This window comes from Micromonospora sp. A200 (assembly GCF_029893845.1).
Lineage (GTDB): Bacteria > Actinomycetota > Actinomycetes > Mycobacteriales > Micromonosporaceae > Micromonospora > Micromonospora purpureochromogenes.
In genome coordinates this window covers 1-15210 of the sequence record NZ_JARXXY010000007.1, presented here as the reverse complement: position 1 = coordinate 15210, position 15210 = coordinate 1, and the positions used below count along the sequence as shown (strand labels likewise).

Here is a 15210-nt window from a genome sequence, read left to right as displayed (position 1 = left end):
TGGGGGGCGGTTCAGGGGGTGGGGTGGTCGGATTCGAAGCGGGAGCGGGTGAGGAAGGCTAGTTGGGCGCGTTTGTCGGGCATCTCGATCTCCTCGTCGAAGGTGAAGCCCTCGCGTTCGAGGCGGCGCAGCGCGAGGTGGTTGCGGACGTCCGGTTCCACCACGATGCGCTGTCGGCTGGGGTCGCGGAACAGGAAGCGGGCCAGTGCCGGGCCGACGGCGGTGGTCAGGCCGCGCGGGGGCCGGTGGCCGGGGGCGAGCAGCAGGTGCATCCCGATGTCGCCGTCTCGTACCGGGTATCGCTCGCCGACCGGGTCCGCCTCCGGCAGGTAGGTCTGGAACAGGCCGACCGGGTCGCCGTCGAGCATGATCAGGTACGCGTGGTGCGTGTCCAGCCCGTCGATGAACGCGTAGACCTCGCGCACCTCGTCCACGGTGTACCCGCTCATGCCCCAGAACGTCGCGCGCGGCTGGGTGACCCAGCCGTGCAGCAGCTCGGCGTGGGCGGTCGGGTCGACCACGACGAGCCGCAGCTCGCCGAAGCCGGGAATGTCCTGCTGGTACGTCACGAGTTCTCGTCTCCTGGTTCTCGGGTCAGGTGTCGCCAGTCGGTGTCCACCGGGTCCAGTTCGCCGGCCGCCCACCGGGGAAGCTGGTCGGCGAAGTGCGGGTCGTCGGGGCGTCCGGACGCCCCGAACGGGACGATCCAGCGGCTGCGGGCGCGGTCGCCGAGGTCCCACACGTAGCGGGCGACCGGTCCGCGCCAGCAGGCGTCGGAGACCCCGGGGACGCTGGAGGTGGCGAGCACACAGTCGGCGTCGCCGCCCAGCGCGGTCGCGGCCCGCATGGCGGCCACCGCGGCGTCGACGGCGGGGGCCACCCCGAGGTGCACCGGATGCAGCAGGTGCCGCCGCCCCCAGGCCGGCGGCGGCCCGTCGGCGGCGACGTCCGCGAGCGCCGCGGCCGCCACCGGCACGACGTCGGCGCCGAGGCGGTGCAGCCCGGCCACGACGCCGTCGAGGGCGTGGCCGATCCGCGACAGCGGGTCCGTCCACGGCGTGAACAGCTCGTCGTACGCGCCAGGGGCGCGCAACGGGCGCAGGCTCGGGTGCTCGTGCAGCCGGCGGGCCAACGCGGTACGCCAGGCCGCGAAGGCGCCGGCGTCGGTGCTGTCGGCCCGCATCGACCCGTCCCAGGTGGTGAGCCGGTTCAGCAGCTCCCGGGCGAGCGGGTCCAGGTCGTCCGGATCGAGCCGGTGGAGCAGTTCGCGCAGCGGCGTCGCGGCGAGCCGGGTGTCCATGTGTACGTCTTCCGGCGCGACGCCGTCGGCCAGCAGGGCCCGGATCCGGTCGGCGCGGTGCGGCGGGGCGAAGTCGGCGCCGAGGTCGGCCACGTCGGGGCGGCGGTCGTTGGCGCAGACCGCGATGTCCTCGACTCCGACCGGCTTCGTCTCGGCGTACCCGCCGCGCCACCGGTACCGCGGTTCCCAGCCGGGCACCGGTTCTGACCGGCAGCGTTCGTCCCGGTCGGGCACCAGCCCGGCGACCAGTTGGTGGACGGCCCCGCTGCGGTCCGCCACGAGGACGCTGTTGACCGGTTCGACCCAGGCGCGCAGCGCGTCGGCGACGTCGTCGACGGTGCGGGAGCGCAGCAGCGGCAGCAACGCCTCGAAGCCGAGATCCGCCTCGACCCGGGCCGGGGTGCGCAGGCTGATCGCCTCGCCGGTGCGCCGGTCGTGGTCCACCACGGGACCACGCGGCGTCTCGACGACCTCCACGGTCTCCGGGTCGCCGCCGCGGACGGCGATCCGCTCGACGTGGCGGTGCGCGGGCACCCAGCCGTCGGCGTCGCGGACCAGCACCCGGTCGCCGTCGGTGCGCAGCTGCTCGCGGTAGAGGTCCTGGTAGTCGGCCATCGCGTTGGTGACCGCCCAGGCCACCTCGCCCGCGTGGCCGAAGTGGGGCAGCCCCGGCACCCCGGGGAAGGCGAAGCCGAGCACGTCGAACTCGGGGCAGGCCAGGCGTACCTGCTGGTAGATGCCGGGCAGTTCGAGGAGGCGGTGCGGGTCGCCGGCGATGACCGGCGCCCGGCCGGTGGCGGCGTCGCCGGGTACCGCCCAGGCGTTGCTGCCGGAGCCGCCCGGGCCCTCGACGGCGAACAGCCCGGTCGCCGCCGCGCCGAGGGTGGCGGTGACGTGGGCGTGCCAGAGCTTGTTCGGGAAGGTGGAGAAGAGGATGTGCTGAACGAGAAAGACCCCTAACGGGGACCACGGCTGCCACCGGCCGGGCGCGCATCCGACCGCCGCGAACTCGGGGGCGCCGGCGGCGCCCTCGGCGAGTCCGTCGTTGACCCCCGCCACATAGGCGGTGACCCACCGCCGGGTGGTGGGGGAGAGGCGGTGGAAGCACCGCCGCGCGGTGTCGTCGAGGCGGGCGCGCCGGGCGAACCGGTCCCAGCTCAGCGCGTCGGGACCGACGTGCGCGGCGAGCCGGCCCTCGGAGCGCCACCGTTCGACCTCGATCTGCCAGGCCCGGTCGAGCGCGGCCACCCGGCCCTGCAACCGGGCCACTTCGTCGACGGACCCGGCGCGCAGGTGCGGCACACCGCGGGCGTCGCGATAGACGCCGGTCACCGCGCGGCCCGCTCCGGAATCGGGGCGAGCCGCCCGCTCATCGAATATCAACTTAGGTTACCCTCCCCTAACTAAGGCGAACCTTACTGGAGGGCGACACGTGAAACGCAACTGGGAGGCCCTGGTCCTCAAGGCCATGGGCGGCCGGGACTTCCGGCTGACGGTGCTCGACACCGAGGCGGTCGGCGGCCACTACCAGCGGCTGCTGATGGACGGCGGGGGCCTGCTGGAGTCGTGCGGGGTGCACCCCACCATGTGGATCCGGCTCTGGTTCGACGACGGCGGCCGACCGCACCAGCGCGCGTACACGCTGGTCGACCCGGACCCGGCCACCGGGCGCTTCCACCTGGAGTTCGCCCTGCACGACGGGTGTGCCGCGCGTTGGGCCACCACGGCCGAGGTCGGCGACACCATCGACGCCACCGTCCAGGGCAGCGCCTTCCACCTGCCCGACCCCGCGCCCGCGCACCTCTACCTGGTCGGCGACGCCGCCTCGCTGCCGGCGGTGAACAGCCTGCTCGACACCGCCGCCGACATCCCGGCGACGGTCTGGCTGGAGTACGCGCACGAGGGCGAGCAGGCCCTGACGCCGCGCGCCCGGGCGGGACACGAGGTCACCTGGGTGCCCCGCCGGGACGAGGGGCGGCACCTGGTCGAGACGGTCTGCGCGGCCTTGCCCGCCGCCGCCGACGCCCACTACTGGGTCGCCTGCGAGGCGGCCAGTACGCGCAGCATCACCCGGCACGTCCGGCGCACCCTCGGCGCCGGCCGGCACCAGGTGACCTCGCTCGGCTACTGGACCGCCCGGTGAACGGCCGCCTCGGCACCCTGACCTCGCTCTACGTCACCCAGTACCTCGGAGTCGGCTTCATCACCGTCGGCTTGACCGCCATCCTGCGCGACGGCGGCACCTCGCTGGACACGTTGGCGCTGCTGCAGTTCGTCGGCCTGGTCTGGCCGCTCAAGTTCCTCTGGGCGCCGATCCTCGACCGGTACGGATCACGCCGGCGGGGCCACTACCGCTCCTGGCTGCTGGTGCTCCAGGCCGGCCTGGTGCTGTCCCTGCTCGCCCTGCTGCCGTTCGACCGTCCCGCCGGGCAGCTCGGCCCGATCGTGGCGATCTGCGCCGCGTACGTGTTCCTCTCCGCGACCCAGGACATCGCCGTCGACGCCGTCGCCGTCCGGCTGTTGTCGGCGCCCGCCCGGGGGGCTGGCAACGGCGTCCAGGTCGCCGCCAGCTATCTCGGCAACCTGCTCGGCGGCGGCGCCTGCGTGGTCGTCTACGACCGGTTCGGCTGGCGGCCGGCGATCCTGCTGCTGGCCGGGCTGACCGCGCTGGGGCTGCTGGTGGTGTGGCGGTTCCGGGAACCGGACCGGGCCGACCGGGTGGGCTCCGCCGCGCAGGCGTACCGGGCGCTGCTGTCGGTGTTCGCCCAGCCCGGGTGTCGGTGGTGGACGTTCGGGGTCGTGCCGTTGGTCTACACCGGCGCCGGCGCGGCGTACGCGCTGGTCACGCCGGCGCTGGTGGACGCCGGCTGGTCCCTGGGGCGGATCGGGGTGGTGACCGGCGTGGTGACCAGCGCTCCCGCCGTCGTGGCCGGGCTGCTCGCCGGGGCCGGCGTGGGCCGGTTCGGCCGCGGGGCGGTCCTCGTCGTCGCGGGGGTGTCCCTCGCGGTCTCCACGGCGCTGCTGCTGCCGCTGCTGACCGGGCGGGCGCCGGTGGGCGGGACGGTGGCCGCGCTGTGCTGCTTCATGGCCGCGTACACCGTGGCCAACGTGGTGCTCTACACGGTCAACATGGACTACTCCCGGCCTGGCACCGGCGGCACCGACTTCACCGTCCTGTCCTCGTTCGGGCTGGTCTGCTCGTTCGTGGCGGCCTCGGTCGGGTTGGCCGCCGCCGACCGGGCGGGCTATCCCGCCGTCGCGGGGGCCTGCGTGGTCCTGGTGGTGCTCGGAGTCGCGGTGGGCGTCGCCCACCAGCGCCGGTTCGCGCCCGCGTCCACGTCCGACGCCGGGGATGGGCCGCCGATCGCCGAGCCGCGGCGCGCCGAGCCGGTGCGGCGTTGACTCGAACTTAGGTTAGGGTAACCTAACTTCACTCGATCAACTCGGGACCGCTGGCGGACGCCGCGCCGTCGCCCGCCCGCCCGCCGTGTCCACTTTCGACCATTGAGGACTGCCATGAGTCTGCCCGGAGCAACTGTTCAGGCCCTCCCGACCGGAGCCGTCCCCGGCCCGGTGGCCGCCGACCGGGCCCACCTGTTCACCGCCGGCACCGTCGCGGACTACCGGCGGGTGCTGGCCGACGGCATCGGCCGGGTGGCCGACCGGGTCGCCGCCGCCGACCGGCCCTTCACCGGCGTCACCCCGCAGGACCTCGCGCCCCGGATCGCCGGCATCGACCTGGACCGGCCGCTCGGCGACACCGGGGCGGCGCTCGACGAACTCCAGGACGTCTACCTGCGCGACGCGGTGTACTTCCACCACCCGCGCTACCTGGCGCACCTGAACTGCCCGGTGGTGATCCCGGCGCTGCTCGGCGAAGCGGTGCTGAGCGCCGTCAACTCCTCGCTGGACACCTGGGACCAGAGCGCCGGCGGCACCCTGATCGAGCGCCGCCTGATCGACTGGACGGTCGACCGGGTCGGGCTCGGCCCGGCTGCGGACGGGGTCTTCACCAGCGGCGGGACCCAGTCGAACCTCCAGGCGATGCTGCTGGCCCGGGAGGAGGCGGTCGGCTGGGTGGCAACCTCGGGCGGCACCCGGCCGTCCCGCCCGGAGTCGCTGTCCCGGCTGCGGATCCTCACCTCGGCGGCCGGCCACTTCAGCGTCCAGAAGGCGGCGAAGCTGCTCGGCCTCGGCGTCGACGCGGTGGTCACGGTCGGCACCGACGCCGAGCGCCGGATGCGCACCGACGAACTGGCCCGGGAGATCGACCGGTGCCGTGGGGAGGGGCTGCGGGTGATGGCCGTGGTGGCGACCGCCGGCACCACCGACTTCGGCACCATCGACCCGCTGCCGCAGATCGCCGACATCTGCGCGGCGGCCGGCGTGTTGCTGCACGTCGACGCCGCGTACGGCTGCGGGCTGCTGGTCTCGCCGACCCGGCGGCACCTGCTCGACGGCATCGAGCGGGCCGACTCGGTGACCGTGGACTACCACAAGTCCTTCTTCCAGCCGGTCAGCTCCAGCGCCCTGCTGGTGCGCGACCGCCGGGTGCTGCGGCACGCCACCTGGCACGCCGACTACCTCAACCCCGCCCGGGCGGTCGAGCAGCGCATCCCCAACCAGGTCGACAAGAGCATCCAGACCACCCGCCGCTTCGACGCCCTGAAGCTCTGGCTCACCCTGCGCATCATGGGCCCGGACGCGGTCGGGGCGCTCTTCGACGAGGTGATCGACCGGGCCGCCGCCGCCTGGCAACTGCTCACCGAGGACCCCCGCTTCGAGGTGGTGACCCGGTCCCAGCTCAGCACCGTGGTCTTCCGCTACCTGCCGAACGGTCCCGGCCGGGCACTCGTCGACGAGGCCAACCTGTACGCCCGCGAGGCGCTGGCCGCGTCCGGCGCCGCCCTCGTCGCGGGCACCACCGTGGACGGCGCGCACCACCTGAAGTTCACCCTGCTCAACCCCGAGACCAGCGTGGACGACATCGCCCACGTTCTCGACCTGATCGCCGAACACGCCGGCTGGTACGTGCGTACCCGTACGGCCGGTGAGCTGTCCTGCCCCATCCGCTGACCGGCCGTCCCGCCCTGGAGAACCCCATGTCGACCCACGACTTCATCGCCGTCGGGCTGGGCCCGTACAACCTGGGCCTGGCCTGCCTGACCGCGCCGATCGGCGACCTCGACGGCCTCTTCCTCGAGGCCCGCGACGACTTCAACTGGCATCCCGGCATGCTGCTGGAGTCCACCCGCCTACAGACGCCGTTTCTCGCCGACCTGGTCACCCTGGCCGACCCCACCTCGCCCTACTCGTTCCTGAACTACCTGAAGGAGTCCGGGCGGCTGTACCCGTTCTACATCCGGGAGAGCTTCTTCCCGCTGCGCAGCGAGTACAACGACTACTGCCGGTGGGCCGCGGCGAAGCTGTCCACCGTCCGGTTCGGCCACGAGGTCACCTCGATCGAGTACGACCCGGCCGACAAGCGGTACGTCGTGCACGCCACGGTGGCCGGTGAGCGGGTCACCCACCGGGCCCGGCACCTGGTGCTGGGCACCGGCACCCCGCCCCACGTACCCGACCCCTGCCGGGACCTCGGCGGCGACGTGATCCACAACTCGCGGTACCTGGAGAACCGGGCGGCGCTGCGGGCCAAGCGCAGCGTCACCGTGGTCGGCAGCGGGCAGAGCGCGGCCGAGATCTACCACGACCTGCTCTCCGACATCGGCGCCCACGGCTACCAGCTCAACTGGGTCACCCGCTCGCCGCGGTTCTTCCCGCTGGAGTACACCAAGCTCACCCTGGAGATGACCTCGCCGGACTACGTGGACTACTTCCACGCCCTGCCCGAGGCGACCCGGTACCGGCTGGAGGCCGAGCAGAAGGGCCTGTTCAAGGGCATCAACGCCGACCTGGTCAACGACATCTTCGACCTGCTCTACGCCCGCAGCGTGGCCGGCCCGGTGCCCACCCGGCTGATGACCAACACCGCGCTGAGCACCGCCACCCACGACCCGGCGAGCGGGACGTACACACTCGGCCTGCGCAACGTCGAGCAGGGCCGCGACTTCACCCTCACCACCGAGGGGCTGGTGCTGGCCACCGGCTACCACTACCGGGTGCCCGACTTCCTGGAGCCGATCCGCGACCGGCTCCGCTGGGACTCGCACGGCCGCTTCGACGTCGCCCGCAACTACTCCGTCGACCACACCGGCCGGGGCGTCTTCCTCCAGAACGCCGGCACCCAGGCGCACAGCATCACCTCGCCGGATCTCGGCATGGGCGCGTACCGCAACTCCTGGATCATCCGGGAACTGACCGGGCGCGAGCACTACCCGATCGAGCAGCGCATCGCCTTCCAGGAGTTCGGCGCGCCGGTGGCGGTGACCGCATGACGGTGTTCCGCCGGGTCGACGAACGGCTCGGCGAGTTCGCCCTGCGTACCCTCGATCCGGATGGCGACGCCGCGCTGCTGCACGGCTGGGTCACCCACCCCAGGGCCGCGTTCTGGCTGATGCAGGACGCCGACGTGGTCCGGGTGGCGCAGGAGTACCGGCGGATCGCCGCGCACCCGCACCACGACGCGTACCTCGGCTCGTGGCGCGGCCGGCCGGCGTTCCTCGCCGAGCGGTACGACCCGGCCCACGTCGAACTCGTCGGCCTGCACGACGCCGCCGACGGCGACGTCGGCATGCACTTCCTCTGCGCGCCCGCCGACACCCCCGTGCACGGCTTCACCCGCGCCGTGATCACCACGGTCATGACGTGGCTCTTCGCCGACCCGGCCGTCCGCCGCGTCGTCGTCGAACCGGACGTGCGCAACCACGCCGTGCACGCGCTCAACGCCGCCGTGGGCTTCACCGTCGTCGGCCCGATCCGCAAGCCCGAGAAGGACGCCCTGCTCAGCGTCTGCACCCGTGAGAAGTTCCTGGCCGCCGCCCGAGGAGACCTGCCCGCGTGAACCCGCTCGCATCCGTGGACCACCTGACCCCGGGGCACTGGGCCGAGGCCAACCGGCTGCTGGTCCGCAAGGCCCTCGCGGAGTTCGCCCACGAACGACTGATCACCCCCGAGCCGCTGGGCGCGGACCGCTACCGGGTACGCGGCGACGACGGCACCGTCGAGTACCGGTTCACCGCCCGGCTGCTCGCCCTGCGGCACTGGCAGGTCGACGCGGCCAGCATCAGCCGGCACTCCGGTGACCGCGAGCTGCCGGTGGACGCCGTCGACCTCTGCCTCGACCTGCGCGGGGCGCTCGGCCTCACCGACGAGATCCTGCCGGTCTACCTTGAGGAGATCACCTCGACGCTGGCCGGCACCGCGTACAAGCTCGGCAAGCCGGCGATGGATGCCACCAAGCTGGCCCGGGCGGGCTTCCAGGACGTCGAGACGCAGATGACCGAGGGGCACCCCTGCTTCGTGGCCAACAACGGCCGGATCGGTTTCGGGGTGCACGAGTACCACCGGTACGCCCCGGAGGCCGCCCGGCCGGTCCGGCTGATCTGGCTGGCCGCCCACCGCGACCACACCACCTTCAGCTGCGCCACCGACCTGGACTACGACACCCTGGTCCGCGCCGAACTCGGCGACGACACGCTCGCCGGCTTCGCCCGTACCCTCACCGGGCTGGGCCTGGACCCGGCCGACTACCTGCTCCTCCCGGTGCATCCGTGGCAGTGGTGGAACAAGCTCTCCGTCTCCTTCGCCGGCGAGGTGGCCCGGCGGCAGCTGGTCTGCCTCGGCGAGGGCCCCGACGAGTACCTCGCCCAGCAGTCCATCCGCACCTTCTTCAACGTCACCCACCCGGAGAAGCACTACGTCAAGACCGCCCTGTCGGTGCTCAACATGGGCTTCATGCGCGGGCTGTCCGCCGCGTACATGGAGCACACTCCGGCGATCAACGACTGGCTGGCCGACCTCGTCGCCACCGATCCCGTGTTCCGGCGCAGCCGGCTGACGATCATCCGGGAGCGCGCCGCGATCGGCTACCGCCACCGGCAGTACGAGGCGGCGACCGACCGGTACTCCCCGTACCGGAAGATGCTGGCCGCGCTCTGGCGGGAGAGCCCGGTGGCCGGGCTGGAGCCGGGCCGCCGGCTGGCGACCATGGCGTCCCTGCTGCACGTCGACCGGGGCGGCCGCTCGGTCGCCGGCGCGCTGGTCGCGGAGTCGGGGCTGGCGCCGACGGTCTGGCTGCGCCGTTACCTCGACGCCTACCTGGTCCCCCTGCTGCACAGCCTCTACGCCCACGACCTGGTCTTCATGCCACACGGGGAGAACGTGATCCTGGTGCTGCACGACGGGGCGGTGGAGCGGGTGATCTTCAAGGACATCGCCGAGGAGATCGCGGTGATGGACCCCGAGGCCGACCTGCCACCGGCGGTGCGGCGCATCCGGGTCGCGGTCCCCGACGAGGAGAAGATCCTGTCGATCTTCACCGACGTGTTCGACTGCTTCCTACGTCACCTCAACGCCATCCTGGTCACCGAGGGCGTCCTGACCGAGGACGAGTTCTGGCGCACGGTGGCCGAGTGCGCCGCCGACTACCAGCGCAGCGTCCCGCACCTGGCCGACCGGCTGCGCCGGCACGACCTCTTCACCGCCGAGTTCCCGCTGTCCTGCCTGAACCGGCTGCAACTGCGCAACAACCGGCAGATGGTCGACCTCGCCGACCCGTCGGCCGCGTTGCAGTTCGTCGGCACCCTGGCCAACCCGCTCGCCCGCTTCGCCTCGCCGCGATGAGCGCCCGCGGCGCGGTACGCGACGGCATCCCGGCGGCGGGGACCCGGCCGGCCGGCTCGGTCCGGCACCGCTGGCTGATCCTGGCCGTGCTCTGCCTGGCCCAGGTCACCGTGGTCCTCGACAACACCGTGCTGACCGTGGCGATCCCGGTGCTCACCGGCGAACTGGACGCCACCACCGCCGACGTCCAATGGATGATCAACGCGTACGCGCTGGTGCAGTGCGGCCTGCTGCTCACCGCCGGCAGCGCCGCCGACCGGTACGGGCGGCGGCGGATGCTGCTCGCCGGCCTGGTCCTGTTCGGCGCCGGCTCGCTGGCCGCCGGGCTCGCCGGAACCAGCGGTCAGCTCATCGCCGCCCGGGCCGGCATGGGAATCGGCGGCGCCCTCCTGGTCACCGCCACCCTCGCAGTCGCCATGCAGATCTTCGACGGGGCCGAGCGGACCCGGGCGATCGGTCTCTGGGCGGCCACCAGCGCGCTGGGCTTCGCGGCCGGGCCGCCGATCGGTGGCGCCATCCTCGCCCACCTGCCGTGGAACGCGATCTTCCTGGTCAACGTCCCGATCGTGCTGGTCTGCCTGCTGGCCGCCGGGGCGCTGGTGCCGGAGTCCCGTGATCCGGTGGACGGCCGCCTCGACCTGCTCGGCGTGCTGCTCTCCACGGCCGGCCTGACCGGGGTGGTCTGGGCGATCATCTCCGGGCCGGAGCACGGGTGGACGGCGCCGGCGGTGCTCGGCGCGGCCGGTGCCGGCGTGCTCCTGCTGGTGCTCTTCGTGGCGTGGGAGCGGCGGATCCCGGCCCCGATGCTGGACATGAGCCTGTTCTCCGAACGCCGGTTCGTCGGCGCGGTCTGCGGGGTCGTCCTGATCACCTTCGGCGCCACCGGCGCACTGTTCCTGCTGACCCAGCATCTCCAGTTCGTGCGCGGCTATTCGGCGTGGGAGGCGGGACTGCGGATGGTGCCCTTCGCGCTCTCGATCGTCGTGCTCAACCTCGCCGGTGTCGCCGCCCGGGTCATCCGCCGGCTCGGGTCGCCGGCGGCGATCGCCGTCGGGATGGCGCTGCTGGCCGGCGGACTCACGGTCGTCACGCACGCACCGGGGGACGGCTACCCCGTGCTGCTCGGCGGGCTGCTGCTGATGGGCACCGGCTGCGCGCTGGCCAACCCGGCCATCGTCGAGGCGGTGATGAGCGCCGTGCCGGCGCGCAAGGCCGGCGTCGGCGCGGGCGTGGACGGCACCATGACCGAGGTCGGCGGCAGCCTGGGCATCGCCGTGCTGGGGGCCGTGCTGAACGCCCGGTTCGCCGCGCTGCTGCCACCCGCCCTGGCCGGCGCGGGATCGCTCCCCGCCGCCGTGGCCGCCGCCCGGTCGGAGACCGAACGGCAGGTCGTCTCCGACGCGTTCCGCGCGGCGCTGGAGACCGGCCAGACGGTGGGCGCCGTCGCGGTTCTCGTCGGCGGCCTCGTCACCGCGGGGCTGCTGCGCCGGGCCGACCGCATTCGCTGATCCCCGCGCCCGTCACGGATCCCGGGGTGGCGGCCCCATAACGGCGACCGCCCGTCCGGACCGGTGATCGGCCCGGACGGGGAGGTCGGGTCAGGCGGCGGTGGACCAGATGGCGCGGAAGGCTGCTGCCTCGCCGGCCAGCCACTGCTCGACCTGCTCGGGCTTGATCGTGTCGGGCATCCGGTGGGCCTCGCCCCGCCGCACGTCGACCAGGACCGGCTCGGCGTGCGGCAGCACCGCGTCCATGTGCCGGGCCATCAGGTGCAGCGTGGCGAGGGTCGCCTCCTCGCTCGGCGGGGCCTCGTCGAAGTGCAGCCGGACGGCCTCGGCGTGGCCGTCGGCGTACCGGACGCCGAAGTGCGGGTTGATCTTGACGGGCAGGTCGCCCAGCATGGCGAGCGCGTCGCGGGTCTGGGCCAGGTCGATGCCGGCCGGCTCGCCGAGGGACTCGAGCCAGGCCGTCGCCCCGGGGACGAGCGCCTGGTAGAGCGGGCGCCACCGGGGCTTGACCAGGTCGGCCACGCCGGCGAGGTGGGTGCCGCCGGTGTGGAAGGCGATGTCGGCCTTGAGGGCCTTGACGAACTGGCCGTGCGGGTTGAACCCGTGCCGGCTGGCCCGCTGCTTGCGCAGCCCACCGACGAAGGTGGCCTTGGTCGGCCCGGTGCGGTCGACGTACCGGGTGAAGCCGAGGAGCGTGGCGTAGGGGGTGAGCGGGGCGGCGGAGGTGGGCGCGGTCACGAGCGTCCTCCCAGGTCAGGAACTCGATTAGTACATACATTCTAATCGACGGGGGTGACATCGCCCAGGGAACGAAAGGGGCCGCCCGGACACTCCGGACGGCCCCGCGAAACTCTTTTCTACAGCTGCCCGACGTCGGTGATCCGGACGACCGCGGCGCCCGCCTCGTCGGAGGCGGCGAGGTCCACCTCGGCGCTGATGCCCCAGTCGTGGTCGCCCTCGGGGTCGTCGAAGATCTGCCGCACCGTCCAGCGCTCCCGGCCCTGCTCGATCATCAGCAGTGCCGGCCCGCGCGCGTCGGGGCCGACCCCGATCGCGTCGTACGACTCGAAGTACGGCTCCAGCGCCTCGGCCCACGCGTCGGCGTCCCAGCCCGATGCGGAGTCCAGCTCGCCCAGGTCGTACCAGCGGCGCAGCGCGGCCAGCTCGACCCGGCGGAACAGCGCGTTGCGCACCAGCACCCGGAAGGCGCGGGCGTTGCGGGTGACCGCCGGCGGCTTGTCCGCCAGCGACGAGGCCAGCTCCGCCACGTCGGACGGGTTGCGCAGCCGCTCCCACTCGTCGATCAGGCTGGAGTCGACCTGGCGGACCAGCTCGCCCAGCCACTCGATGAGGTCGACCAGCTCCTCGGTCTTGGCGTCCTCGGGCACGGTCTGCCGCAGCGTCTTGTACGCGTCGGCGAGGTAGCGCAGCACCAGGCCCTCCGAGCGGGTCAGCCCGTAGAACTGCACGTACTCGGTGAAGGTCATCGCCCGTTCGTACATGTCGCGGACGATGGACTTGGGGGAGAGCTGGTGGTCGGCGACCCAGGGGTGGCCCTGCCGGTACATCTCGTACGCGGCCTCCAGCAGCTCGGCGAGCGGCTTGGGCCAGGTCACCTCGTCGAGCAGTTCGAGGCGGGCCTCGTACTCGATGCCCTCGGCCTTCATCGCGGCCACCGCCTCGCCGCGGGCCTTGAACTGTTGCGCGGAGAGCACCTGCCGGGGGTCGTCGAGGATCGACTCGACGACCGAGAGCACGTCGAGGGCGTACGAGGGGGACTCGACGTCGAGCAGCTCGATCGCGGCGAGCGCGAGCGGCGACAGCGGCTGGTTGAGCGCGAAGTCGAGCTGGAGGTCGACGGTGAGGCGGACCCGCCGGCCGGCCTCGTCGGGCTCGTCGAGCTGTTCGACCACCCCGCCGGCGCGCAGCGCCCGGTAGATGGCGATGGCCCGGCGGATGTGCCGGCGCTGGGCGGCCCGGTCCTCGTGGTTGTCGGTGAGCAGGTGCCGCATCGAGGCGAACGCGTCGCCGGGCCGGCCGATGACGTTGAGCAGCATCGAGTGGCTGACCTGGAAGCTGGAGGTCAGCGGCTCCGGCTCGGCCTCGACCAGGCGCTCGAAGGTGGGCTGCCCCCAGCCGACCGAGCCCTCCGGCGGCTTCTTCTTGACCACCTTGCGCCGCTTCTTCGGGTCGTCGCCGGCCTTGGCCAGCGCCTTCTCGTTCTCGATGACGTGCTCGGGGGCCTGCACCACCACCCGGCCGAGGGTGTCGAAGCCGGCCCGCCCGGCCCGCCCGGCGATCTGGTGGAACTCGCGGGCCTTGAGCAGCCGGGTACGCACCCCGTCGTACTTCGACAGGCCGGTGAAGAGCACGGTGCGGATCGGCACGTTGATGCCGACGCCCAGGGTGTCGGTGCCGCAGATGACCTTGAGCAGTCCGGCCTGGGCCAGCGTCTCCACCAGCCGCCGGTACTTGGGCAGCATGCCGGCGTGGTGCACGCCGATGCCGTGCCGGACCAGCCGGGACAGGGTCTTGCCGAAGCCGGAGGTGAACCGGAAGTTGCCGATCGCGGTGGCGATCATGTCCTTCTCGGCCCGGGTGCAGACGTTGACGCTCATCAGCGCCTGGGCGCGTTCCAGCGCGGCGGCCTGGGTGAAGTGCACGACGTAGACCGGGGCCTGCTTGGTCTCCAGCAGCTCCTCCAGGGTCTCGTGCATCGGGGTCATCGCGTACGAGAAGAGCAGCGGGACCGGTCGCTCGGCCGAGCGGACGACGGCGGTGGACCGCCCGGTGCGCCGGGTCAGGTCGTCGACGAACCGGCTGGTGTCGCCGAGCGTGGCCGACATCAGCACGAACTGCGCCTGCGGCAGCTCGATCAGCGGCACCTGCCATGCCCAGCCCCGGTCGGGCTCGGCGTAGAAGTGGAACTCGTCCATGACCACCTGGCCGACGTCCGCCCGGGACCCCTCGCGCAGCGCGAGGTTGGCCAGGATCTCGGCGGTGCAGCAGATGATCGGGGCGTCGGCGTTGACGCTGGCGTCGCCGGTGAGCATGCCGACGTTCTCCGCGCCGAAGACCTCGCAGAGGGCGAAGAACTTCTCCGACACCAGCGCCTTGATCGGCGCGGTGTAGAAGGTGGTCCGGTTGTCGGCCAGGGCGGCGAAGTGCGCCGCGATCGCGACCAGGCTCTTGCCGGAGCCGGTCGGCGTGTTCATGATCACGTTCGCGCCGGAGACGATCTCGATGACCGCCTCCTCCTGGTGGGGGTAGAGGTCGAGGCCGCGCTCCTTCGCCCAGCCGGCGAACGCGTCGTAGAGGGTGTCGGGGTCGGCGCTTCGAGGCAGCGCGGCAGTGAGCGTCATAGCCGCTCCATCGTGCCCGCCCCGCACCCCCGCCCGCCAACCGGGTACACGCCCCCCTCGCCCCGCCCCCTCGCCCCCCGGCCTTTCGCGCGTCGCAGATTCAGAGAAGCGTGGCTATTCCCGCCCCGATATGCACTCTTTCTCGGAAAGAGCGCCCGGCGTCGGCCGGGTGGGCGGGGCGGCGGCGGGGTGGGGGGTGGGGTGGGTCAGACATCCCAGGAGCTTGGATGTCAAGCAGCGGCGGGTTGGGTTCGGTGTGACCAGGCGGTTGTCTGGTCGTAGCGGGTGGCGGTCTTGA

General features: G+C 72.8%; 11 protein-coding genes. 7 read left to right on the top strand and 4 right to left on the bottom strand.

Translation table 11 applies throughout. The annotated features are described in order from the left end of the window. Positions 1-11 precede the first annotated feature (11 nt). Complete coding sequence (locus tag M2302_RS08925) at positions 12-569, bottom strand: GNAT family N-acetyltransferase (protein WP_280837440.1); 558 nt, start codon at positions 567-569, stop codon at positions 12-14. Then, positions 566-2632 (bottom strand): penicillin acylase family protein, encoded by a 2067-nt coding sequence (locus tag M2302_RS08920; protein WP_280837439.1) that lies wholly within the window; start codon positions 2630-2632, stop codon positions 566-568. Before M2302_RS08920 ends, M2302_RS08925 begins: the two co-directional genes overlap by 4 nt. Positions 2633-2732: 100 nt before the next feature. Between M2302_RS08920 and M2302_RS08915 the strand changes: the two genes are divergently transcribed. The 7 genes from M2302_RS08915 to M2302_RS08885 all read left to right on the top strand — a co-directional run bounded on the left by M2302_RS08915 (position 2733) and on the right by M2302_RS08885 (position 11550). Then, positions 2733-3443 carry a siderophore-interacting protein gene (locus M2302_RS08915; protein ID WP_280837438.1) on the top strand — a complete coding sequence of 237 codons (711 nt, stop codon included), beginning with the start codon at positions 2733-2735 and terminating at the stop codon, positions 3441-3443. After that, positions 3440-4702, top strand: coding sequence for an MFS transporter (locus M2302_RS08910; protein WP_280837437.1), 1263 nt, complete (start codon positions 3440-3442; stop codon positions 4700-4702). Before M2302_RS08915 ends, M2302_RS08910 begins: the two co-directional genes overlap by 4 nt. A 114-nt stretch (positions 4703-4816) precedes the next feature. Next, the gene (locus tag M2302_RS08905; protein ID WP_280837436.1) at positions 4817-6376 is read left to right on the top strand and encodes an aspartate aminotransferase family protein; all 1560 of its coding nucleotides are present in this window, start codon (positions 4817-4819) and stop codon (positions 6374-6376) included. 26 nt (positions 6377-6402) lie between these two features. Continuing rightward, positions 6403-7695 (top strand): lysine N(6)-hydroxylase/L-ornithine N(5)-oxygenase family protein, encoded by a 1293-nt coding sequence (locus M2302_RS08900; protein ID WP_280837435.1) that lies wholly within the window; start codon positions 6403-6405, stop codon positions 7693-7695. After that, positions 7692-8261, top strand: coding sequence for a GNAT family N-acetyltransferase (locus tag M2302_RS08895; protein ID WP_280837434.1), 570 nt, complete (start codon positions 7692-7694; stop codon positions 8259-8261). Before M2302_RS08900 ends, M2302_RS08895 begins: the two co-directional genes overlap by 4 nt. Further along, positions 8258-10042: an IucA/IucC family siderophore biosynthesis protein gene (locus M2302_RS08890; RefSeq protein WP_280837433.1), complete on the top strand. Its 1785-nt coding sequence runs from the start codon at positions 8258-8260 to the stop codon at positions 10040-10042. The genes M2302_RS08895 and M2302_RS08890 overlap by 4 nt, the downstream gene beginning before the upstream one ends. Beyond that, entirely contained in the window at positions 10039-11550 is a 1512-nt protein-coding gene (locus M2302_RS08885; protein WP_280837432.1) for an MFS transporter, read from the top strand. Before M2302_RS08890 ends, M2302_RS08885 begins: the two co-directional genes overlap by 4 nt. Before the next feature lie 90 nt (positions 11551-11640). On the opposite strand, the gene M2302_RS08880 is transcribed toward M2302_RS08885, so the two are convergent. Both M2302_RS08880 and M2302_RS08875 read right to left on the bottom strand, forming a co-directional pair. After that, complete coding sequence (locus M2302_RS08880) at positions 11641-12288, bottom strand: hypothetical protein (RefSeq protein ID WP_280837431.1); 648 nt, start codon at positions 12286-12288, stop codon at positions 11641-11643. A gap of 119 nt (positions 12289-12407) precedes the next feature. Further along, complete coding sequence (locus tag M2302_RS08875; protein ID WP_280837430.1) at positions 12408-14912, bottom strand: DEAD/DEAH box helicase; 2505 nt, start codon at positions 14910-14912, stop codon at positions 12408-12410. Positions 14913-15210 lie beyond the last annotated feature (298 nt).